The sequence below is a fragment of the Streptomyces sp. NPDC015346 genome (assembly GCF_043078785.1).
Classification (GTDB): domain Bacteria; phylum Actinomycetota; class Actinomycetes; order Streptomycetales; family Streptomycetaceae; genus Streptomyces.
In genome coordinates, this window is the sequence record NZ_JBIBTW010000001.1 from 850,754 (window position 1) to 871,520 (window position 20,767).

Consider the following 20,767-nt stretch of genomic DNA (forward strand, 5'->3'; position numbering starts at 1 on the left):
GTCCCGGGGCCGGCTCGGCACCATGCGTCATTCGCGCCCATGCCACTGTACGGCGGCGCCGCGGACACCGGTCCGGCAGGTGCGAACGGGCGGACGCCGCCCACCTACGCCGGACCTACGTCAGCGGAGGCCGCAATCCTCACACGATCGGATGAATGTGGGGCGAAGGAGGCGGTATGGGCGCTGTGGGCCGCTAAATTCGCGCCGTTCCATGAGGGCTGCCACCCGGGCCCGGAAGGCAGGAGACCGCACAGCTGATGACGGAACGACCCCCACAGCGCATCCCGAACCGCCAGCTCGCCGCGCTCATCGCCGAGGCCGGGTTCTCCAACGCGGGCCTGGCCAGGAGGGTGGACCAGCTCGGCCTGGAGCACGGACTCGACCTGCGGTACGACAAGACCTCCGTGACCCGCTGGCTGCGCGGGCAGCAGCCGCGCGGCACCACCCCCGCCCTCATCGCCGAGGTCTTCACCCGCCGGCTGGGCCGCCGGCTCTCCGCGCAGGACCTCGGTCTGGACGCCTGCGCGCCCGTCTACGCGGGTCTTGAGTTCGCGGCGACGCCCGAGGAGGCCGTCGACATCGTCAGCGGGCTGTGGCGCAAGGACTCCGGCAGCCACGCCGAGCTCCGCAAGATCGCCTTCACGCCTGCGGGTCTCGTCGTCCCCAGCCGGGACTGGCTGATCGGCCGGGCCGACGAGCGGGTGGCCCGAGGAGAGACACCGGCGCCCAACGGCCGCCTCGGCCCCGACGGCCGGCTCGCCTCGGCCGCCCGCTCCGGCCCCGACGGCCGACACGGCATGGACGGCGGCCGGCTCGGGACCGAGACCCGTCCGGGTCCTGACGGCGGCGGCCGGCTCGCCGCCGACACGCGCAACCACCCCGGCCAGGATCCCCGGGTCCCCCCGCAGGGCCGCATCGCCGTCCCCCGCCAGCGCGGCACCGACCGAGGGCCGGGGCAGCGCGTCTCCAGCGGCGACATCGCCGCCCTGCGCTCGGTGGGCGAGCTCTTCCGCACTCTGGACCACGCCTACGGCGGCGGCCACGCCCGCCAGGCCCTCGTCCGCTATCTGGAGCACGAGGCCGAACCGATGCTGCGCGGCACGTACGGCGAGTCCGTCGGCCGCCGCCTGTTCGCCGCGGCCGCCGACCTGACCAGGCTGGCCGGCTGGACCTCGTACGACATCGCCGCCCACGGCCTCGCCCAGCGATACTTCGTCCAGGCGCTGCGGCTCGCCCAGGCCGCCGGGGACCGCGCCTACGGCTCGTACGTACTGATCACCATGAGCCGCCAGGCCGTCTACCTCGGCCACGGGCGCGAGGCCGTGCAGCTGGCGCGCGTCGCCCAGCAGGGCGTCGGCTCCGCCGCCCCGCCCGTCGTGCAGGCGCTGCTGCACTCGGTGGAGGCGCGCGGCCACGGGGTGCTCGGCGAGGCGCGGGCGTGCAGCGCCTCGCTCGCGCGGGCCGAGCGGGCGCTGGAGGCGGCCCGGCCCGGCGACGAGGTGCCGTACTGGGCGCGACCGTTCGACGAGGCGCAGCTCGCCGACGAGTTCGGCCACTGCCACCGGGACCTCCAGCAGTACCGGTCGGCGGCGCAGCACGCCGAGCGCTCGCTCCAGCTGCGCGCGCCGGGCTTCGCGCGCAGCCGCCTCTTCTGCCGGGTGGTGCTCGCCTCGGCCCGGCTCGGCCTCGGTGAGCTGGAGCAGGCGTGCGCGCTGGGCGCGGAGGCCGCCCAGCAGGCCTCCGAGATGCGCTCCGCCCGCGCCCTGGAGTACGTACGGGACTTCGAGCGGCGCCTGGAGCCGTACCGGGACGCGGCGGCCGTGCGGACCTACCGCGACCGGGTGGCCGCGATCGGCTGACCCGGGCGCGGGGGCGCACACCACCCGTACGCCCCCACCGGCCCGTAAGGGTGCGCCCTCCCTAGGCCACCGCGCCCACCGCCCCCGCCGCCGCCGTGCCCCGGCCCCGACGGCGACGCGTCTCCATGTCCGTGTTGTCCGTGTCCGTGCGGATGCCGAGGTCCTTCAGGAGCGCCTGGGCCGCGCGGCGGCCGGAGCGCAGGGCGCCGTCGACCATGCCGGTGTCGCGGTGGTCGCCGCAGACGTAGAGCCCCGCGAGCAGCCGCACCGGGCGGCGCGGATCGTGGGGAGGCGACATGGCCGGGACGGCGTCCGGGGTGTGGTGGAAGGCGAGGAGCTCCCACTCGTCCGTCGACGTGCCGTACAGGGTCGCCAGGTGCTTGCGGACCCGGCGCTCGGGGTCGTCCGGCGGGGTGCCGAGCACCGTCGAGGTGACCAGGACCCGGCCGCCCGGCGCGCGCGTCGGGTCGACGGCGCTCATCACCGCCGTGTGCGCGACCGGACCCCCCGGATCGGCCTCCAGAAGCAGCACCGGATCGGATGTCGGCGCGAAGGGGGCCGTGTGGTGCAGCACGGTCACGGCGTGGAAGGCCGGCGTCCGCAGCCCCGGCAGAAGCTCGGCGGCGGTACGGGCGCCGGTCGCCAGGATCACCGAACGACAGCCGAACTCGCCGTGTTCGGCGGTCGCCACCTTGTCGATCGAGACCTCGGTGACCCGTACGCCGGTACGGACCGTGCCGGCCGGCAGCGCCGCCGCCAGCCGCTCCGGCAGGGCGGCCGACCCTCCCTCCGGCGCGGACAGCCGCCCCCGTGCGAAGGCGCGCAGCGCGAGGTCGGCGCACCGGCTGGAGGTGGTGAGATCGGGGTCGGCGAGCAGCGCCGCGAGCAGCGGACGCAACTGCCCCTGGACGGTACGGGCGGGCAGCCGGGCGGTCAGCGCCTCGCGGGCGGTCCGTTCCGGCCGGGTCAGCAGCCGCTGCGCGGGGGTGGCGGCGAGCCGGGCGAGGGTCGCGGCGAGGCGGGCCTGGTCCAGCGAGGCGGCCGGATTACGGGGGGCGCTCGCAAGGGCGCGCGCCACCGTGAAAGCGCCCCCCACGCCCCGGGCGGCGGGGGAGGACCCCCACCGTCCGCCCCCCGCCTCTCCCGTTCTGACGTACCGTCCGTCGCTGTGCACCAGCGCCCCCGGTGCGAACGGCCGCAGGACGACACCGTCCAGGCCCGGCGTACGGCGCAGTTCCGGGTAGGAGGTGGTGAGCAGCGGCCCCACCCGGTCGAGCCGGAAGCCGTCCACCTCGTCGGTGGCCATCCGGCCGCCGACCCGCGGTGCGGCTTCCAGGACGGTGACCGTGACTCCCGCCCTGGTCAGCCGGTGCGCGGCCGAGAGCCCCGCCGTCCCGGCTCCGACGATGACGACGTCCGTGACGGTGTCCCTCTGGCGTGCGGTACTGAGCACGTGCCCCTCCCCAGGTCGGCGCGCCTTGTGGGAGGCCTATGCCCCCAACCGGCCCCTGGAATGCCCCGGTTCGCATTCAGGGCCTGCAAGCCTAGGCACCGCGCCCACGGCTGCCAGCCGCGCGCGGCGGGGGTGCGCGCAGCACGGGGTCGCACACCGGCCGGCGGGCCCGCTCTGCCCGCCGGTGTGCTCCGGCCGCCGGTCAGGCGGCGGCGCGGATCGACTCGTCGATGGTCGGGAACGCGAAGGCGAAACCGGACTCCAACAGTCGCCCCGGAAGCACCCGCTGACTGCCCAGCACATCCTGGGCGAAGTCCCCGAGGGCCAGCCTCAGTGCCGGTGCGGGGACGGTGAAGAGCGTCGGACGGCGCAGGACGCGCCCCATCGCCGCCGTCACCTCCCGGTTGGTGACCGGCTCGGGCGCGGTCAGGTTCACCGGCCCCGACAGGGAGTCGGTGTCGATCAGATGGCGCAGCGCGGCCACCTCGTCGTGCAGCGAGATGAAGCTCCAGTACTGCCTGCCGTCGCCCATCCGGCCACCGACCCCGGCGCGGAAGACCGGGAAGAGACGCCCCCACGCGCCGCCCTCGCGGGCCACCACCAGACCGGTGCGGGCGTAGGCGACCCGGATGCCGGCCTCCTCCGCGGGTGCCGCCGCGGCCTCCCACTCCACGCAGACGGAGGGCAGGAAACCCTCGCCCGCTGGCGCGCTCTCGTCCACCGCGCGCGTGCCGGTGTCCCCGTAGTAGCCCAGGGCCGTGCCGCACACCAGGACCTTCGGCGGCTCGGCGAGCGAGGCGAGGGCCTGGGCGATCGCCGCCGTACCGAGCACCCGGCTGTCGCGGATCTCCTTCTTGTACGCCTCGTTCCAGCGGCGCTCGCCGACGCCGGCGCCCGCCAGGTGCACGACCGCGTCCACGCCCACGAGCCCGGCCGAGTCGACGTACAGCCGCGCGGGATCCCACTCCACCTCGTCCGCCGTCCGTGCCGGCCGCCGCACCAGGCGGGAGACGTGGTGGCCGTCGGCGCGCAGGGAGCGCACCAGGGCCGAGCCGATGAGTCCGGAGGCGCCGGTGACCGCGATACGGGAGCGTTGCATGGGGCCATCCTGCCCTCCCCGGCGGACCCGTGGCACAGTGGCGGACATGAACGTGCCGGAGACGCGGATACGCCGGGCCCTGCCCAGCGACGAGCAGGCCCTCGGCGAGCTCGACCGTTCCACCTGGTCGCCGCTGCACGCCGTACTGCCGGCGCCGGAGCCGCCGTACGCCCCCTTCTTCGACGACCGGCACCCGCCCGAGGAACACCTGGTCGCCGAGGCTCCCGACGGAGCCCTCCTCGGCTACCTCCGTCTCGCGCCGCCCACCCCGCTCGCCTGCAACGCGCACGTCCGCCAGATCCAGGGCCTCGCCGTCGCCGAGAGCGCCCGGGGCCGCGGTGTGGCCCGCGCGCTGCTGCGCGCCGCCATGGCGGAGACCCTGCGCCAGGGCGGCAACCGCATCACCCTGCGCGTCCTCGGCCACAACGCGCCGGCCCGCGCGCTCTACGCCTCCGAGGGGTTCGTGGTCGAGGGGGTGCTGCCCGGCGAGTTCTTCCTGCACGGGGCGTACGTCGACGACATCCTCATGGGGCGGTCGCTGACTCCCTGAGGCGGCCTCAAGGCCTGAGGCGGCCTCAAGCCCTGGGCTTCGAGCCCCTGAAAGGGCGGCTTCTCACTCCCCGGCGTCCGGTCCCAACAGTCGCATCCCGCCCATCAGTTCCCGCAGGCAGCGCACCGCGAGCTCGGCGGGCGCCCCCTCGCCCCGTACCGGCGCGTCCGACTCCGCCCACGCCTCCAGGGCGACCCTGATCGCGTCCGTGGCCGCGGCGGCCGTGAGCCGTACCTCCAGGGGGTCGGCTCCGGGGCCGGCGAGGCCGGCCACCACGGCGCGCAGCCTCTCCTCGGACTCCTGGTTGACCCGGTACCAGACCGCGCGCAGCGCGGGGTCCTCGGCGGCGGCCCGCAGCAGCCCCCGGGTCCACCGCAGCCCCTCGGCGGCCTCCTCGTCGTGGGCCGAGAGCGCCTCCGCGATCGATCGCTCCAGGGCGGTGGGGACGGCGGAGCCCGGCTCGGCCGCCGCGAGCGACTCCCGCCAGCGGTCCGCGCCGCCGGCCAGCAGCGGGGCGACGGCGTCCTGCTTGGAGCGGAAGTAGCGGTAGAAGGTGCGCAGGGCGACCCCGGCCCGCAGGGCGATGTCCTCGGCCGTCGTGCCGTCCGGGCCGTGCTCGGTGAAGAGCTCGGCGGCGGCCCGGGCGATGTCGAGCTGCGTGGCCGCCTTGCGGCGCTCGGTCAGGGAAGGGGGCTTGGTGCTCACCGTACGAAGCGTACGCCCGGCCCGGACAATTCTGCACACCGTGCAGCTATGGCAAAACGTGCCATGAAGGCGTACGGTGGCAGTGCGTCGAGAATCTCGATCGCGCCGCCACACCGAGAGGTCGGACAGACATGAACCGCTACGAAGGACGCCGCGCCCTGGTCACCGGCGGCGGCTCCGGCATCGGGCAGGCCACCGCGCTGCGCATGCTCGCCGAGGGCGGCAGCGTCGTCGCCGCCGACATCAGCGAGGCCGGCCTCAAGGACACCCTCGCCAAGGCGGGCGCGGACGCCGGGCGCCTGACGACCCTCGTGGTGGACATCGGCGACGAGGCCTCGGTCCGCGCGGGCGTGGCCGCCGCCGTCGAGGCGCTGGGCGGCCTGGACGTCCTGGTCAACGCGGCCGGGATCCTGCGCTCCTCGCACACCCACGAGACCAGCCTCGACTCCTTCGAGCAGGTCCTGCGGATCAACCTGACCGGCACCTTCCTCGTGATCCGCGAGGCGATACCCGCCCTCCTGGAGGGCAACGGCTCCGCCGTCGTCAACTTCTCCTCCACCTCGGCGGCGTTCGCCCACCCCTACATGGCGGCCTACGCGGCCAGCAAGGGCGGCATCCAGTCCATGACCCACGCGCTCGCCGCCGAGTACGCGCGGCGGGGCATCCGCTTCACCGCCGTCCAGCCCGGCTCCATCTCCTCCGGCATGACCGACGGCACCGGCGCCAGCCGGCAGAGCGTCGGCCCCGGCCTGCCCGAGGACGCCGACATGACGCTCTTCATGAAGCTCGCCCCCGCCCTCGGCCAGGGCTTCGCGGGACCGGAGACCGTCGCCGGTGTCGTCGCGATGCTCGCGAGCGAGGACGGGGCCTTCATCACCGGCACCGAGATCCGCATCGACGGCGGGACCCACTTCTGATGTCCCCCCGCGACTCGAGTCTCGCCGCACGGGTCTTCGGCGGCCGGACCGCCGTCGTCACCGGCGCCTCCTCCGGCATCGGCGCCGGCCTCGCCCGCCACGCCGCCGCACTCGGCATGAAGCTGGTCCTGGCCGACATCGCCGCCGAACGGCTCGCCGCCTTCGCCGACGACCTGCGCGCGACCGGCGCCGAGGTCGAGGCCGTCGTCACCGACGTGGCCGACCCGGCCTCCGTGGAAGCGCTCGCCGACCGCGCGTACACCCGCTTCGGCGCCGTCGACCTCCTGGTCAACAACGCCGGAATCATGGCCATGGGCTACTCCTGGGAGATACCGGCCGAGCGCTGGGACGCCATGCTCCGCGTCAACGTCGGCGGCTGCGCCAACGGCATCCGCGCCTTCGTCCCGCGCATGCTGGATCAGGGCGAACAGGCCTGGGTGGTGAACGTGTCCTCGATCGGCGGCCTGCTGCCCAGCCCTCTGATGGCCCCGTACAGCGCCACCAAGTTCGCCGTCCTCGCCCTGACCGAGTCGCTCCACCACGAGCTGCGGATGAAGGGCGCCCCGATCCAGGTCTCCGTGGTGACCCCCGGCGCCGTCAGGAGCGAGATATTCCGCGCCGCCCGGCCCGGCGAGGACGCCCCGCCCGAGGTCGTCGGCTTCGCGGACCGGCTGCAGACGCTCAGCGACGAGCACGGGCTGACGCCCGAGGAGCACGCCGAGCGTGTCTTCACGATGGTCGCGGAGGGGAGGTACTGGGTGATCCCGCAGCCCGAGACTCTCCGGGAAGCGCTCCCGGCGCGCACGAAGACGATCCTCACCCAGGCGGACCCCGCGCCCATCCCGCCGGGCTGACGGGACGCCGGGCTGACGGGACCACGGGCCGACGGGGTCACGAACGGAAGCGCTCCCACAGCATCGGGAAGCGCGCCGCGAGCACCTCGTCGTCCTCCAGGTCGAACGCGGTGCCCTCCGGCTCCGACGGCTGGGGCGGGATCCCGAGATCCGGCGTCTCGGCGCCGGTCAGCTGTTCGTACGCCTCGTCCGCCGCGAAACCGAGCTCCTCGCCGTCCCCGTCGATCTCCTCGTCGAAGTCGTCGAGGAGCTCCGCGAGCGCGTCGGGATCGTGCACCGCGCCCTCGAAGACCTCCCTGCCCTGCCCGATCAGCCAGCAGCGGAAGTAGTCGAAGACGTCGTCGCTCGCCCCGTCGAGCAGCACCGCCGCCGCGCCCCACAGATCCCAGCGGTACGCGCGGTTGTAGCGGGCCTCGAAGTGCCGGGCGAAGTCGACCACGGAGTCGGGGTCGAGCCGCAGCAGCCGCTCGACGAGCAGGTCGGCGTGTTCCTCGGGGTCGCCGTCGGCGGCCTCGCGGGTGGAGTCGATGATCTCCCAGAACTCCGTCTCGTCCATCACGGGATCAAGCATCGACCTTGCGAGAGGCCGACGCACTCCGAAACGGCCGAATTCATACCCGACAGAGGATGTCGTATTTTCCTGTCACTGTCGTTCCATGACGACTGAATCGAAGCCGCTCGGCGGCAGGATCGCACTGGTCGCGGGCGCCACGCGGGGCGCGGGCCGCGCCATCGCCGTCCAGCTCGGCACGGCCGGCGCCACCGTGTACGTCACCGGGCGCACCACCCGTACGAAGGTCAGCGAGGTCGGCCGGACGACGGAGACCATCGAGGAGACCGCCGAGCTGGTGACGGCGGCCGGCGGCGAGGGCGTCGCCGTGCCCACCGACCACCTGGAGATCGACCGGGTCCGGGCCCTGGTCGACCGGATCGACCGGGAGCGGGGCCGGCTCGACATCCTGGTCAACGACGTCTGGGGCGGCGAACACCTCCTGGTCCCCGCCTTCGGGAAGAAGATCTGGGAGACCGACCTCGACAGCGGGCTGCGGATGCTGGAGCTGGGGGTGAAGACCCATGTCATCACCAGCGCGGTGGCGCTGCCGCTGCTGGTCCGTCACCCCGGCGGCCTGGTCGTGGAGGTGACGGACGGAACCGCCGAGTACAACACCCGTTTCCGGGAGAACTTCTTCTACGACCTCGCCAAGAACGCGCCGATCCGGATGGCGTACGCCCTCGCGCACGACCTGAAGGACATGGGCGGCACGGCGGTGGCGGTCACCCCCGGATGGCTGCGCTCCGAACAGATGCTGGACCACTTCGGCGTGACCGAGGCGAACTGGCGCGACGCGACCGAGAAGCTCCCCGACTTCGCCGTCTCCGAGTCCCCTGTCTACATCGGGCGGGCGGTCGCCGCCCTGGCGGCCGACCCGGACCGGGCGCGCTGGAACGGACAGTCGCTCTCCAGCGGGCAGCTCGCCAAGGAGTACGGCTTCACGGACGCCGACGGCTCGCGCCCGGACGCCTGGGGCTTCATCATCGCGGGCGAGACCGGGAAACCGGACGTGGCGGACTACCGCTAGGCGGCCTCCTCCGGGCCCGGCCGCCGCGACTGGGTGGCCCGGAAGCGGGCGGGAGAGATGCCGTACCGGCGGGTGAACGCCTGACGCAGCGACTCGGCCGTGCCGAAGCCGCAGCGGGCCGCCACGCCCCCCATGGGCAGCGCGGTCGACACGAGGAGATGCGCGGCCGCCTCGGTGCGGGCCTGCCGGACGAACCGGCCCGGCGCCTGCCCGAGGTGCTCCGTGAACAGCCGGGTGAGGTGACGCGGCGTCACGCCCGCGCGGGCCGCGAGCGTCGCCGTGCCGAGGTCCTGGTCCGGGTGGGCGACGATGTGCTCGACGAGTCCGCGCACCAGGTCGTTGCGGGGCGGCGGGGCGGCCGTGAACAGGCTCATCTGGGCCTGGCTGCCCGGCCGTTGCAGATACGTGACGAGGTCGCGGGCCACCTGGCGGGCCAGCTCGGGGCCGTGGTCCTCCTCGATGAAGGCCAGCGTGAGATCGAGCGCACTGGTGATGCCGGCGGCCGTGTAGACGTTCCCGTCGCGGATGTAGAGGGGCGCGGGGTCCACCGTGATCTCCGGGTGGCGAGCGGCGAGCCACGGCGCGAACCTCCAGTGCGTGGTGGCGCGGCGGCCCTCCAACAGCCCGGCGGCGGCCAGCACACCCGCCCCCGTGCACACCGAGGCCACCCGCCGGCTCTCCCGGGCCAGCCTGCGGACGTGCCCCACGAGCCGGGTGTCCTCCGCCGCCCGCTCGAAGCCGACACCGCCCGACACGATCAGCGTGTCGAGGGGGCCGACCAGCCGTTCGAGCGACTCCTGGCTCTGCAGCGCCAGCCCCGAACCGCACACGATCGGGCCGCCGCCCGGGCCGACCACGCTCACCCGGTACGGCACGTCCGGCTCACCGAGCCCGTTGGCCATGGCCAGGCTCGTCGTCACACACGCGATGTCCAGCAACTCGGCCGATTCGTAACCCACCACCACCATGAGCCGCTCCGCCATGCGGCGACCCTATGCCGGAAGGACCGGTACCCCAAGGCCCCGGACATCGATCCGCCGCTCGGGCGCGGCCCCTACCGGCCGGGACACACACTGACACAGGCCCCTGGACGACAGACACCGACGAGCCCCTCGGGAGACCCCATGACCCTCGCCTCCGGCACCGGCACCGGCACCGGCACGACGCGCGGCGAGGACGTGACGCCTCGCCGCTCGGTCGTGGCCCGCCTCCCGCGTGCCCTCGGACACCGCTGGCCCACGCTCCTCGCGCTCGCCCTGGCCCTCGCCACCTTCGTCGACGGCCTCCCGCCCGCGCCCCTGCTCGCCGGACTCCTCGTCGTCATGCCGGTGTGCTACCTGCTCTTCGGGGCCTTCCGCCGCGAACTCGGCCGACCCCGCGTCCTCCTCCTCCAGCTCGCCGGACTCCTCGGCTTCGCGGCCGTCGCCCTGACCGCCCTCGCCGTCGACGCGACCCTCGGCTACCGCCTCCTGGCCGTCGGCTGGCTGGCGCACGCCGCCTGGGACTTCGTCCACCACCGCACCGGGAAGGTCGTCCCCCGGGCCTGGTCGGAGTGGTGCTGCGTGGTCGACGCCTCGGGCGCGCTGGCGATGCTGCTGCTCGCCTGAACGCCTCACCGCTCCCCGTACAGCGCCGCGAGCCCCCGGGCCGCCTCCGCGAACCGGGCCCGCAGGCTCTCCGGCGCGAGCACCTCCACCTCCGGACCCAGCGAGAGCAGCTGCCCGAAGGCGACCTCCTCGTTCTCCACCGGGAGCGTCACCGTCACCCGGCCCCGCCCGTCGCCCGCGCCCGAGGCCAGCGCCTCCTCGGCCGCCGCCCGGTCCGTGACGTACGGAAGCCGCCGCGCCCCCGCCTCCGAAAGGCGCAGCACCACCTCCGTACGGAGCAGGGAGCGCGCGAACTCCATCGACCGCTCCGCCCAGAAGGCCGGCAGGTCGAACTCCTCGTCCCGTACGAAACGTTCCTCCCCCACCGAGGCAGCGGTGAAGCGGTCCACCCGGTACGTACGGAACGATTCGCCGGCCCGCGCGCAGACGTACCAGACGCCCGCCTTCAGGACCAGGCCGTACGGTTCCAGGCGGCGCTCCACCTCCGCGTCCCCGCGTCGGTAGCGCGCCGAGAGGACGCGGTCGTCCCACACGGCCTCCGCGACCGCCGCGAGCCACTCCGGCGTCTCCGGCTCCTGGTACCAGCCGGGCGCGTCCAGATGGAAGCGCTGCGCCGCCGACTCGGGGGCGTCGCTCAGCGAGGGCAGCAGCGCCGCCGACACCTTCAGGCGCGCCGCCGAGGCCGCGTCCGCCAGGCCCATGTCCCGCAGCGCGCCCGGCAGTCCGGACAGGAAGAGCGCCTCGGCCTCGCCCCGGGCGAGCCCCGTCAGCCGGGTGCGGTAGCCCCCGACGAGCCGGTACCCGCCGGCCCGCCCCCGGTCCGCGTACACCGGTACCCCCGCCTCGGAGAGTGCGAGGGCGTCCCGGGTGACGGTGCGCTCGGACACCTCCAGCTCCTCGGCCAGTTCGGCCGCGGTCATGGAGGGACGGGACTGGAGCAGAAGCACCATCTTGATGAGCCGGGCAGCACGCATGGAGCCATTCTTGAGGCTCGGTTCGAGGGCCTCAACGCGGCCGGGGGCCGCAGCGGTGCCGCGGCCCCCGGCCGGTGGTGACGGGCCCTCCTACCTACAGGCCGTAGCGCTCGCGCGCCTCCTTCACGGACGTCGCGCGGACCTCGCCGCGACGGGCCAGCTGGGCCAGGGACGCGACCACGATCGACTGCGCGTCGACCCCGAAGTGGCGGCGGGCCGCCTCGCGGGTGTCGGAGAGGCCGAAGCCGTCCGCACCGAGCGAGGACCAGTCCTGCTCGACCCACTGGGCGATCTGGTCCGGGACCTGACGCATGTAGTCCGTCACCGCGAGGACCGGGGAGTCGACACCCTCCAGCGCCTTGCGGACGTACGGGATCCGCTCCTCGCCGCGCAGCAGCGCCGCGTCGGCCTCCAGCGCGTCGCGCCGCAGCTCCGTCCAGGAGGTCGCGGACCACACGTCGGCGCCCACACCCCACTCCTCGGCGAGCAGCTTCTGGGCCTGAAGGGCCCAGTGGATCGCCGTGCCCGAGCTGAGCAGCTGGATACGGGGCGCGTTCGCGGGCAGCTCCAGGCCGGCGGACTCCGCCGTGTTGAAGCGGTACAGGCCCTTGATGATGCCCTCGTCGACACCGGACGGCTTGGCCGGCTGCGGCATCGGCTCGTTGTAGACGGTGAGGTAGTAGAAGACGTCCCGGTCCTCGCCCTCGGCGGCCTCGCCGTACATCCGGCGCAGACCCTCCTTGACGATGGCCGCGACCTCGTAGGCGAAGGCCGGGTCGTAGGTCAGCGCCGCCGGGTTGGTCGCCGCGATCATCGGGGAGTGGCCGTCCGCGTGCTGGAGGCCCTCACCGGTCAGCGTCGTACGGCCCGCCGTCGCGCCGACGAGGAAGCCGCGGCCGAGCTGGTCGCCGAGCTGCCACATCTGGTCGGCGGTGCGCTGCCAGCCGAACATCGAGTAGAAGATGTAGAACGGGATCATCGCCTCGCCGTGCGTCGAGTACGACGACGCGGCGGCGATGAAGTCGGCCATCGAACCGGCCTCGGTGATCCCCTCGTTGAGGATCTGGCCGTTGACGGCCTCCTTGTAGTACATCAGCTGGTCGCGGTCGACCGGCTCGTACGTCTGGCCCTTCGGCGAGTAGATGCCGAGCGACGGGAACAGCGACTCCATACCGAAGGTACGGGCCTCGTCCGGGACGATCGGAACCCAGCGCTTGCCGGTCTCCTTGTCGCGGACCAGGTCCTTCACCAGGCGGACGAACGCCATCGTGGTCGCCACCGACTGGGAGCCGGAGCCCTTGTCGAAGGCGGCGAAGGTCTTCTCGGCCGGGGCCGGCAGCGGGGCGAGCGCGTGGGTGCGGCGGGCCGGGGCCGGGCCGCCGAGGGCCGCGCGGCGCTCCTGGAGGTAGCGGACCTCGGGGGAGTCGGCGCCGGGGTGGCCGTAGGGCACCACACCGTCGACGAACTGCGCGTCCGAGATCGGCAGCTCCAGCAGGTCGCGCATGTTCTTGAACTCGTCCACCGAGAGCTTCTTCATCTGGTGGTTCGCGTTCTTCGAGGCGAAGCCCTCGCCCAGCGTGAAGCCCTTCACGGTCTGCGCCAGGATCACCGTCGGCGCGCCCTTGAACTCCAGGGCGGCCTTGTACGCGGCGTACACCTTGCGCGGCTCGTGGCCACCGCGCGAGAGGTGGAAGCACTCCAGGATCTTGTCGTCGCTCAGCAGCTTCGCCATCTCGACGAGCGCCGGGTCGGAGCCGAAGAAGTCCTGGCGGATGTAGGCCGCGTCGCGGGTCTGGTACGTCTGGACCTGCGCGTCCGGGACCTCACGGAGGCGGCGGACGAGGGCGCCGGTGGTGTCGAGCGCGAACAGCTCGTCCCAGGCACCGCCCCACAGCGACTTCACGACGTTCCAGCCGGCACCGCGGAACTGGGCCTCCAGCTCCTGCACGATCTTGAAGTTGGCGCGGACCGGGCCGTCGAGGCGCTGCAGGTTGCAGTTGATGACGAAGGTCAGGTTGTCCAGACCCTCGCGGGCGGCGAGCGCCAGGGCCGCGGTCGACTCGGGCTCGTCCATCTCGCCGTCACCGAGGAACGCCCACACGTGGGACGCGGAGACGTCCTTGATGGAGCGGTTGGTGAGGTAGCGGTTGAAGCGCGCCTGGTAGATGGCGGAGAGCGGGCCCAGACCCATGGAGACGGTCGGGAACTCCCACAGCCAGGGCAGCCGGCGCGGGTGCGGGTAGGAGGGCAGGCCCTGGCCCGCCGACTCCTGCCGGAAGTTGTCGAGGTGTGTCTCGTTCAGGCGGCCGTCGAGGAAGGCGCGGGCGTAGATGCCGGGGGAGGCGTGGCCCTGGATGTAGAGCTGGTCGCCGGAGCCGTCCCCCTCCTTGCCCTTGAAGAAGTGGTTGAAGCCGGTCTCGTACAGCCAGGCCGCCGAGGCGAAGGTGGCGATGTGGCCGCCGACGCCGTGCTTGGCGCCGCGGGTGACCATCGCGGCCGCGTTCCAGCGGTTCCAGGCGGTGATCTTCCGCTCCAGCTCCTCGTCGCCGTCGACGACGGGCTCCGCGGAGGTGGGGATGGTGTTGACGTAGTCCGTCTCCAGCAGCTTGGGCAGGGCCAGGCCCGCGCCCTCGGCGTGCTGGAGGGTGCGGCGCATCAGGTAGGCGGCCCGATGGGGGCCGGCGGCCTTGGTGACGGCGTCGAGGGAGGCCGCCCACTCGGCGGTCTCCTCGGTGTCACGGTCCGGGAGCTGGTCGAGCTCGCTCGGAATCTTGCCTACGGGATCGGTCATGATCGCCGCCTTCCGGACAGGATGGGGGTGGAGAAGGGGTGCCGTGTCTGGCAGGACAGGGCGAGGGCCGGGGTGCGGCCCGCCGAAGACTGTAAGCCGCCGATCGATGATCGATCAAAGGGTTGAAGGGGAAAACCTCTTCGAATCGAGAAAGTCGGCACAGGGTGCCGTGAAAGTGGGCACCCGGTGCCTTGTTTTCGCAGGTGGGGGAGGTGAGAGGGAGCCGTTTGAGAGGGCGGTCGCACGAATGAGCGGACCGCCGAGGCGGTCCGCTCATCAGGTCTCGCGAGGGAAAGCGGGGGAGGTGTCAGGCTCTCGGCGCGCAGCCCAGCACGTGGGCCTTCACGAGGGAGCCGATGTTCGGGTCCGCCCTGCGGAAGGCCTCCACGAGCTCCTGGTGCTCCTCCGCGTACGACTTCTGGACCGTGCCGAGCCAGCGGATCGACAGCGCCGTGAAGACCTCGATGCCCAGGCCCTCCCAGGTGTGCAGCAGCACGCTGTTCCCGGCCGCCTTCACCAGCTCCCGGTGGAAGGCCACCGTGTGCCGCACCTGCGCCGTGCCGTCGGCCGTCCGGTCCGCCTCGTAAAGGGCCGTCACATGCGGCTCCAGGGTCGAGCAGTCGGCCGCGAGACGGCTCGCCGCCAGCTCGGCCGCGATCTGCTCCAGACCGGCCCGGACGGGGTAACTCTCCTCCAGGTCGGCCGCGGTGAGGTTCCGTACCCGTACGCCCTTGTTCGGGGACGACTCGATCAGCCGCAGCGACTCCAGTTCGCGCAGCGCCTCGCGCACCGGCGTCTGGCTGACCTCCAGCTCGGTGGCGATCCGACGCTCCACGATCCGCTCGCCCGGCTTCCAGCGGCCGCTGACGATGCCCTCCACGATGTGCTCGCGGATCTGTTCGCGCAGCGAGTGGACGACGGGCACGCTCATGAAGCCGCTCCTTAGGGACGCGTTGACACTCAAGACAATACGGCGGCGCCCCTGCCTGGAGTACTCCCAGGCAGGGGCGCCGCTGGTGAGGCTTGTTACAGCTCGGTAGCTTGCCTTACAGGCCGAGCTCCACCTCGAACTCGCCGGCCTCGAGGATCGCCTTGACGGCCGTCAGGTAGCGGGCGGCGTCCGCGCCGTCCACCAGACGGTGGTCGTAGGAGAGCGCGACGTACGTCATGTCGCGGATCGCGATCGTCTCACCCAGGTCCGGGTGGTTGACGACGACCGGACGGCGGACCGTGGCACCGATGCCCAGGATGGCGACCTGGTTCGGCGGCACGATGATCGTGTCGAACAGCGCACCGCGCGAGCCGGTGTTGGAGATCGTGAAGGTCGCACCGGCGAGGTCGTCCGGCGTGATCTTGCTGGCGCGCACGGCGCCCGCGAGCTCCGCGGTCTTCTTGGCGATACCGGCGATGTTCAGGTCGCCCGCACCCTTGATGACCGGGGTCATCAGACCCTTCTCGGAGTCCACCGCGATACCGATGTTCTCGGTGTCGAAGTAGGTGATGGTGCCCTCGGCCTCGTTGATCCGGGCGTTGATGACCGGGTGGGCCTTCAGCGCCTGGGCCGCCGCCTTCACGAAGAACGGCATCGGGGACAGCTTGACGCCCTCACGGGCCGCGAAGGAGTCCTTCGCGGCGGCGCGCAGCCTCATCAGCTTGGTGATGTCGACCTCGACGACCGAGGTCAGCTGGGCCTGCGTGTGCAGCGCCTTCATCATGTTGTCGCCGATGACCTTGCGCATGCGGGTCATCTTGACCGTCTGGCCGCGGAGGGGGGAGACCTCCAGGGCCGGGGCCTTCGCGGCGGGAGCCGGGGCGGCAGCGGCGGCCGGAGCCGGGGCGGCCTTCTTGGCCTCGGCGGCCGCCAGCACGTCCTGCTTGCGGATACGGCCGCCGACGCCGGTGCCCTTGACGGACGCCAGGTCGATGCCGTTCTCCGAGGCGAGCTTGCGGACCAGCGGGGTCACGTAGGCGCCGTCGTCCGCCGGCTGTGCGGCGGCGGGGGCGGGCGCGGCCGGCGCCGGGGTGACCGGAGCCGGAGCGGCCGGGGCGGGCGCTGCGGGCGCCTGGGCGGCGGGCGCGGCCGGAGCCGGAGCCGGGGCCGCCGGGGCGGGCGCCGGAGCCGCAGCCGGAGCGGCCGGGGCAGCGGGGGCGGGAGCCGGGGCGGCGGCCGGAGCCGGAGCCGCCGGGGCGGGCGCGGCGGCCGGAGCGGCACCCGCGGCGCCGATGACGGCCAGCTTGGCGCCGACCTCGGCGGTCTCGTCCTCGCCGACGACGATCTCGAGCAGGACGCCCGAAGCCGGGGCCGGGATCTCGGTGTCGACCTTGTCCGTGGAGACCTCGAGCAGCGGCTCGTCGGCCTCGACGCTCTCGCCGACCGACTTCAGCCAGCGGGTGACGGTGCCCTCGGTGACGGACTCCCCGAGCGCCGGCAGGACGACGTCGGTGCCCTCGGCGGAACCGCCGCCCGCGGCGGCCTCGGCCGTCGGGGCGGGAGCCGGGGCCTCGGCCTCGGCGGAGGGGGCGGCCTGCGGCGCGGGGGCCGGGGCCTCCTGCTGCGGGGCCTCCTGCTGGGGGGCCTCGGCGGCCGGGGCCTGAGCCTCGGCGGCGGCCGGGGCCGGAGCGGCCGCGGGGGCGCCGCTGCCGTCGTCGATGACCGCCAGCTCGGCGCCGACCTCGACGGTCTCGTCCTCGGCGACCTTGATGGACGACAGGACGCCCGAGGCGGGGGCGGGGATCTCGGTGTCGACCTTGTCGGTCGAGACCTCGAGCAGCGGCTCGTCGGCCTCGACGCGCTCGCCCTCGGCCTTGAGCCAGCGGGTGACGGTGCCCTCGGTGACGCTCTCGCCGAGCGCCGGCAGGGTTACGGAAACCGACATGGTTTCAGTTGCTCCTAACGAATTGCGGAAAGTGGTCGTCGCGCCCGTTGATGACGTGAGCGTCAGTCGTGGGAGTGGAGGGGCTTGCCGGCCAGAGCCAGGTGAGCCTCGCCGAGCGCCTCGTTCTGCGTCGGGTGGGCGTGGATGAGCTGCGCGACCTCGGCCGGCAGCGCCTCCCAGTTGTAGATCAGCTGCGCTTCGCCGACCTGCTCGCCCATGCGGTCACCGACCATGTGGACGCCGACCACGGCACCGTCCTTGACCTGGACGAGCTTGATCTCGCCCGCGGTCTTGAGGATCTTGCTCTTGCCGTTGCCCGCGAGGTTGTACTTCAGGGCGACGACCTTGTCCGCGCCGTAGATCTCCTTGGCCTTCGCCTCGGAGATGCCGACGGAGGCGACCTCGGGGTGGCAGTACGTCACCCGGGGCACGCCGTCGTAGTCGATCGGAACGGTCTTCAGACCGGCCAGCCGCTCCGCCACCAGGATGCCCTCGGCGAAGCCGACGTGCGCGAGCTGCAGGGTCGGGACGAGGTCGCCGACCGCGGAGATCGTCGGAACGTTGGTGCGCATGTACTCGTCGACGAGGACGTAGCCGCGGTCCATCGCGACGCCCTGCTCCTCGTAGCCGAGACCGGCCGAGACCGGGCCGCGGCCGATGGCGACGAGCAGCACCTCGGCCTCGAAGGTCTTGCCGTCGGCCAGCGTGACCTTGACGCCGTTCTCGGTGTACTCGGCCGACTGGAAGAAGGTGCCCAGGTTGAACTTGATGCCGCGCTTGCGGAAGGCGCGCTCAAGAAGCTTGGAGCTGTTCTCGTCCTCGGCCGGGACCAGGTGCTTCAGGCCCTCGACGACGGTGACGTCCGTACCGAAGGACTTCCACGCGGAGGCGAACTCGACGCCGATGACACCGCCGCCGAGGATGATCGCCGACTCCGGGACGCGGTCCAGGGTCAGCGCGTGGTCCGAGGAGATGATCCGGTTGCCGTCGATCTCCAGGCCCGGCAGCGACTTCGGCACCGAACCGGTGGCGAGGAGGACGTGACGACCCTCGACGCGACGGCCGTCCACGTCGACGGAGGTCGGGGAGGAGAGGTGGCCGTGGCCCTCGATGTACGTCACCTTGCGGGAGGCGACCAGACCCTGCAGGCCCTTGTAGAGGCCCGAGATCACATCGTCCTTGTACTTGTGGACGGCCTTGATGTCGATGCCCTCGAAGGAGGCCTTGACACCGAACTGCTCCGCCTCGCGGGCCTGGTCGGCGACCTCGCCGGCGTGGAGCAGGGCCTTGGTGGGGATGCAGCCGTTGTGCAGGCAGGTGCCGCCGAGCTTGTTCTTCTCGATCAGTGCGACGTCCAGGCCCAGCTGCGCTCCGCGCAGGGCCGCGGCGTAACCGCCGCTACCGCCGCCGAGGATCACTAGGTCGAAAACGGTGCTGGCGTCGTTCGCCACGTCACGTCCTCCATGCATGTGCGCCGGTCGCCGGTCCATGACCGGGCGGCGGCTGGTGTTCGGCCGCTTTTATTTCGGCCCTGTGGTGGGGGCCCTGTCCTGCCGAGAACCCATCTTCGCACTTGTTGCCGGAAGGCGGGACGCGGGGCCGGTCAGTGAGACCAGCTGATCGCCCGTACGGACAGGTGACCAGCCCGTACGAACGTACGGATTTCGTTGAGGGCGCAACGGCCCCGGGTCCGAGGACCCGGGGCCGGTACGTACGCGAGCCCTAGGAAAGGGTCACAGCTCGCCGTCGGCGGTGCGCTCCGCCAGCTTCAGGAGGGTGCGGATCGAGGAGCCCGTGCCGCCCTTGGGGGTGTAGCCGAACGGGCCGCCCTCGTTGAAGGCCGGGCCCGCGATGTCCAGGTGGGCCCAGGTGATGCCCTCGCCGACGAACTCCTTCAGGAACAGGCCGGCGACCAGGCCGCCGCCCATGCGCTCGCCCATGTTGGCCATGTCGGCGGTCGGCGACTCCATGCCCTTGCGCAGCTCCGGCGGGAGCGGCATCGGCCAGGACTGCTCGCCGACCTCCTCGGCGATCTCGTGGATCGCGGTCCGGAAGGCGTCGTCGTTGGCCATGATCCCGAAGGTCCGGTTGCCGAGCGCCAGGACCATCGCGCCGGTCAGCGTCGCCACGTCGACGATCGCGTCCGGGTGCTCCTCCGAGGCCCGGGTCAGCGCGTCGGCGAGGACGAGCCGGCCCTCGGCGTCGGTGTTCAGGACCTCGACGGTCTTGCCGCTGTACATCCGCAGCACGTCGCCCGGGCGGACGGCGGAGCCGGACGGCATGTTCTCGGCGAGCGCCAGCCAGCCGGTGACGTTGACGGCGACCCCGGTCCGGGCGGCGGCGACGACGGCCGCGAACACGGCGGCGGCGCCGCTCATGTCGCACTTCATCGTCTCGTTGTGGCCGGCCGGCTTCAGGGAGATGCCGCCCGAGTCGTAGGTGATGCCCTTGCCGACCAGGGCGAGCGTCTTCTCCGCCTTGGGGTGGGTGTACGCGATACGGACCAGGCGCGGCGGGTTCTCGGAACCGGCGCCGACGCCGAGGATGCCGCCGTAGCCGCCCTTGGCCAGCGCCTTCTCGTCGAGGACCTGCACCTTGAGGCCGTGCGCCTTGGCCGCCGCCTGCGTCTCGGCGGCGAAGGCGGCCGGGGTGAGGTCGTTCGGCGGCATGTTGATCAGGTCGCGGGCGCGGTTGATCTCCTCGGCGAGCGCCTGGGCGCGCTCGGCGCCGGCCTTGTACGCCTTGTCGCGCGGCTTGGCGCCGAGCAGGGCCACCTCGGCCAGCGGCTTCTTCGCGTCCTTGCCGTTCTTGCTTTCCTGGTACGCGGTGAAGGCGTACGCGCCGAGCAGCGCGCCCTCCGCGATCGCCTCGGCGTCCTCGACGGCGGCGACCGGCAGGGCGAACCCGGCCTTCTTCGTGCCGTGCAGGGCGCGGGCGGCGGTACCGGCGGCACGGCGCAGCGCCTCGGTGCCGTACTCCTCGCCGTCCTCGGGGGCGGCGCCCAGGCCGACGGCGAGGACGAGGGGCGCCTTCAGGCCGGCGGGGGCGGGCAGCTTCGTCGCCTCACCCTCGGCACCCGAGGCGCCCAGGGTCTCCAGGACGGCGGCGAGCTTCCCGTCGAACGCCGTGTCCACGGCCTCGGCGCCCGGAGCGACGACGATGCCCTTGCCGGACTTCGCGACGCCGACGACGAGGGCGTCGGCGCGCAGCGTCGCGGCGCCGGCGGTGCTGAGAGTGAGAGCAGTCACGGTGGTGAAATCTCGCTTCCGTTGAGTTCTGTGGCGGTCGAGGGATGGGCCGACCATGCCCGCCGCATCGTATTTCGGCCCGGAGTGCGCCGAGAACGAGCCTACGCTCGCTCTTCCCGCTCGCTCACGGCGACGGTGATTCACTCATCCGTGGTGTCTTTTTCATGTTTACCGCGCAGGCTGGCGGTGCTCGTCCACACTCGCCTCATTCACGCAGGCGAGGCACTCGTGCCGTCGCATCATCTCCACCGGTC

Annotated in this window: 17 protein-coding genes; 6 read left to right on the forward strand and 11 right to left on the reverse strand. The window is 72.9% G+C overall.

The features are described 5' to 3' along the window. Positions 1–257 precede the first annotated feature (257 nt). Positions 258–1,859 (forward strand): regulator, encoded by a 1,602-nt coding sequence (locus ACF06X_RS03875; RefSeq protein ID WP_392285554.1) that lies wholly within the window; start codon positions 258–260, stop codon positions 1,857–1,859. Between the two features lie 61 nt (positions 1,860–1,920). Here the strand turns inward: ACF06X_RS03875 and ACF06X_RS03880 are convergent, their stop codons facing one another. Both ACF06X_RS03880 and ACF06X_RS03885 read right to left on the reverse strand, forming a co-directional pair. After that, entirely contained in the window at positions 1,921–3,312 is a 1,392-nt protein-coding gene (locus tag ACF06X_RS03880) for an NAD(P)/FAD-dependent oxidoreductase (protein WP_392285555.1), read from the reverse strand. 202 nt (positions 3,313–3,514) lie between these two features. Next, complete coding sequence (locus tag ACF06X_RS03885; RefSeq protein WP_392285556.1) at positions 3,515–4,411, reverse strand: TIGR01777 family oxidoreductase; 897 nt, start codon at positions 4,409–4,411, stop codon at positions 3,515–3,517. Between the two features lie 46 nt (positions 4,412–4,457). Between ACF06X_RS03885 and ACF06X_RS03890 the strand changes: the two genes are divergently transcribed. After that, a complete protein-coding gene (locus tag ACF06X_RS03890; protein WP_392285557.1) occupies positions 4,458–4,961 on the forward strand; it encodes a GNAT family N-acetyltransferase in 504 nt (167 codons plus the stop codon). 63 nt (positions 4,962–5,024) lie between these two features. On the opposite strand, the gene ACF06X_RS03895 is transcribed toward ACF06X_RS03890, so the two are convergent. Then, positions 5,025–5,666 carry a TetR family transcriptional regulator gene (locus ACF06X_RS03895; RefSeq protein WP_392285558.1) on the reverse strand — a complete coding sequence of 214 codons (642 nt, stop codon included), beginning with the start codon at positions 5,664–5,666 and terminating at the stop codon, positions 5,025–5,027. Positions 5,667–5,797: 131 nt separating this feature from the next. On the opposite strand from ACF06X_RS03895, the gene ACF06X_RS03900 reads away from it, so the two are divergent. Both ACF06X_RS03900 and ACF06X_RS03905 read left to right on the forward strand, forming a co-directional pair. Next, a complete protein-coding gene (locus ACF06X_RS03900) occupies positions 5,798–6,583 on the forward strand; it encodes an SDR family NAD(P)-dependent oxidoreductase (protein ID WP_392285559.1) in 786 nt (261 codons plus the stop codon). After that, complete coding sequence (locus tag ACF06X_RS03905) at positions 6,583–7,437, forward strand: SDR family NAD(P)-dependent oxidoreductase (RefSeq protein ID WP_392285560.1); 855 nt, start codon at positions 6,583–6,585, stop codon at positions 7,435–7,437. The genes ACF06X_RS03900 and ACF06X_RS03905 overlap by 1 nt, the downstream gene beginning before the upstream one ends. 37 nt (positions 7,438–7,474) lie before the next feature. Here ACF06X_RS03905 and ACF06X_RS03910 read toward each other — a convergent pair whose 3' ends face one another. Beyond that, on the reverse strand, positions 7,475–7,993 hold the full coding sequence (locus tag ACF06X_RS03910; RefSeq protein ID WP_392285967.1) for a DUF4240 domain-containing protein: 519 nt from the start codon (positions 7,991–7,993) through the stop codon (positions 7,475–7,477). Positions 7,994–8,093: 100 nt separating this feature from the next. Here ACF06X_RS03910 and ACF06X_RS03915 point away from each other — a divergent pair, with 100 nt between their 5' ends. Then, on the forward strand, positions 8,094–9,017 hold the full coding sequence (locus ACF06X_RS03915) for an SDR family oxidoreductase (protein ID WP_392285561.1): 924 nt from the start codon (positions 8,094–8,096) through the stop codon (positions 9,015–9,017). Here the strand turns inward: ACF06X_RS03915 and ACF06X_RS03920 are convergent. Then, the gene (locus ACF06X_RS03920) at positions 9,014–10,000 is read right to left on the reverse strand and encodes a GlxA family transcriptional regulator (protein WP_392285562.1); all 987 of its coding nucleotides are present in this window, start codon (positions 9,998–10,000) and stop codon (positions 9,014–9,016) included. The two genes, ACF06X_RS03915 and ACF06X_RS03920, sit on opposite strands and share 4 nt — an antisense overlap. Before the next feature lie 141 nt (positions 10,001–10,141). Between ACF06X_RS03920 and ACF06X_RS03925 the strand changes: the two genes are divergently transcribed. Continuing rightward, the gene (locus ACF06X_RS03925; protein ID WP_392285563.1) at positions 10,142–10,624 is read left to right on the forward strand and encodes a DUF6010 family protein; all 483 of its coding nucleotides are present in this window, start codon (positions 10,142–10,144) and stop codon (positions 10,622–10,624) included. Between the two features lie 5 nt (positions 10,625–10,629). Here the strand turns inward: ACF06X_RS03925 and ACF06X_RS03930 are convergent, their stop codons facing one another. The 6 genes from ACF06X_RS03930 to ACF06X_RS03955 form a co-directional block, all read right to left on the reverse strand. Beyond that, complete coding sequence (locus ACF06X_RS03930) at positions 10,630–11,598, reverse strand: helix-turn-helix transcriptional regulator (protein ID WP_392285564.1); 969 nt, start codon at positions 11,596–11,598, stop codon at positions 10,630–10,632. A 94-nt stretch (positions 11,599–11,692) separates the two neighbouring features. Next, positions 11,693–14,389, reverse strand: a complete 2,697-nt coding sequence (gene aceE, locus ACF06X_RS03935) for a pyruvate dehydrogenase (acetyl-transferring), homodimeric type (RefSeq protein WP_392285565.1) — start codon at positions 14,387–14,389, stop codon at positions 11,693–11,695. Between the two features lie 307 nt (positions 14,390–14,696). Beyond that, a complete protein-coding gene (locus ACF06X_RS03940; RefSeq protein ID WP_158986658.1) occupies positions 14,697–15,320 on the reverse strand; it encodes a GntR family transcriptional regulator in 624 nt (207 codons plus the stop codon). A 115-nt stretch (positions 15,321–15,435) separates the two neighbouring features. Next, positions 15,436–17,265: a 2-oxoglutarate dehydrogenase, E2 component, dihydrolipoamide succinyltransferase gene (gene sucB, locus ACF06X_RS03945; RefSeq protein WP_392285566.1), complete on the reverse strand. Its 1,830-nt coding sequence runs from the start codon at positions 17,263–17,265 to the stop codon at positions 15,436–15,438. A gap of 62 nt (positions 17,266–17,327) precedes the next feature. Further along, positions 17,328–18,716: a dihydrolipoyl dehydrogenase gene (lpdA, locus tag ACF06X_RS03950; RefSeq protein ID WP_392285567.1), complete on the reverse strand. Its 1,389-nt coding sequence runs from the start codon at positions 18,714–18,716 to the stop codon at positions 17,328–17,330. A gap of 282 nt (positions 18,717–18,998) precedes the next feature. After that, positions 18,999–20,513 (reverse strand): leucyl aminopeptidase, encoded by a 1,515-nt coding sequence (locus ACF06X_RS03955; RefSeq protein ID WP_392285568.1) that lies wholly within the window; start codon positions 20,511–20,513, stop codon positions 18,999–19,001. Positions 20,514–20,767: the final 254 nt, after the last annotated feature.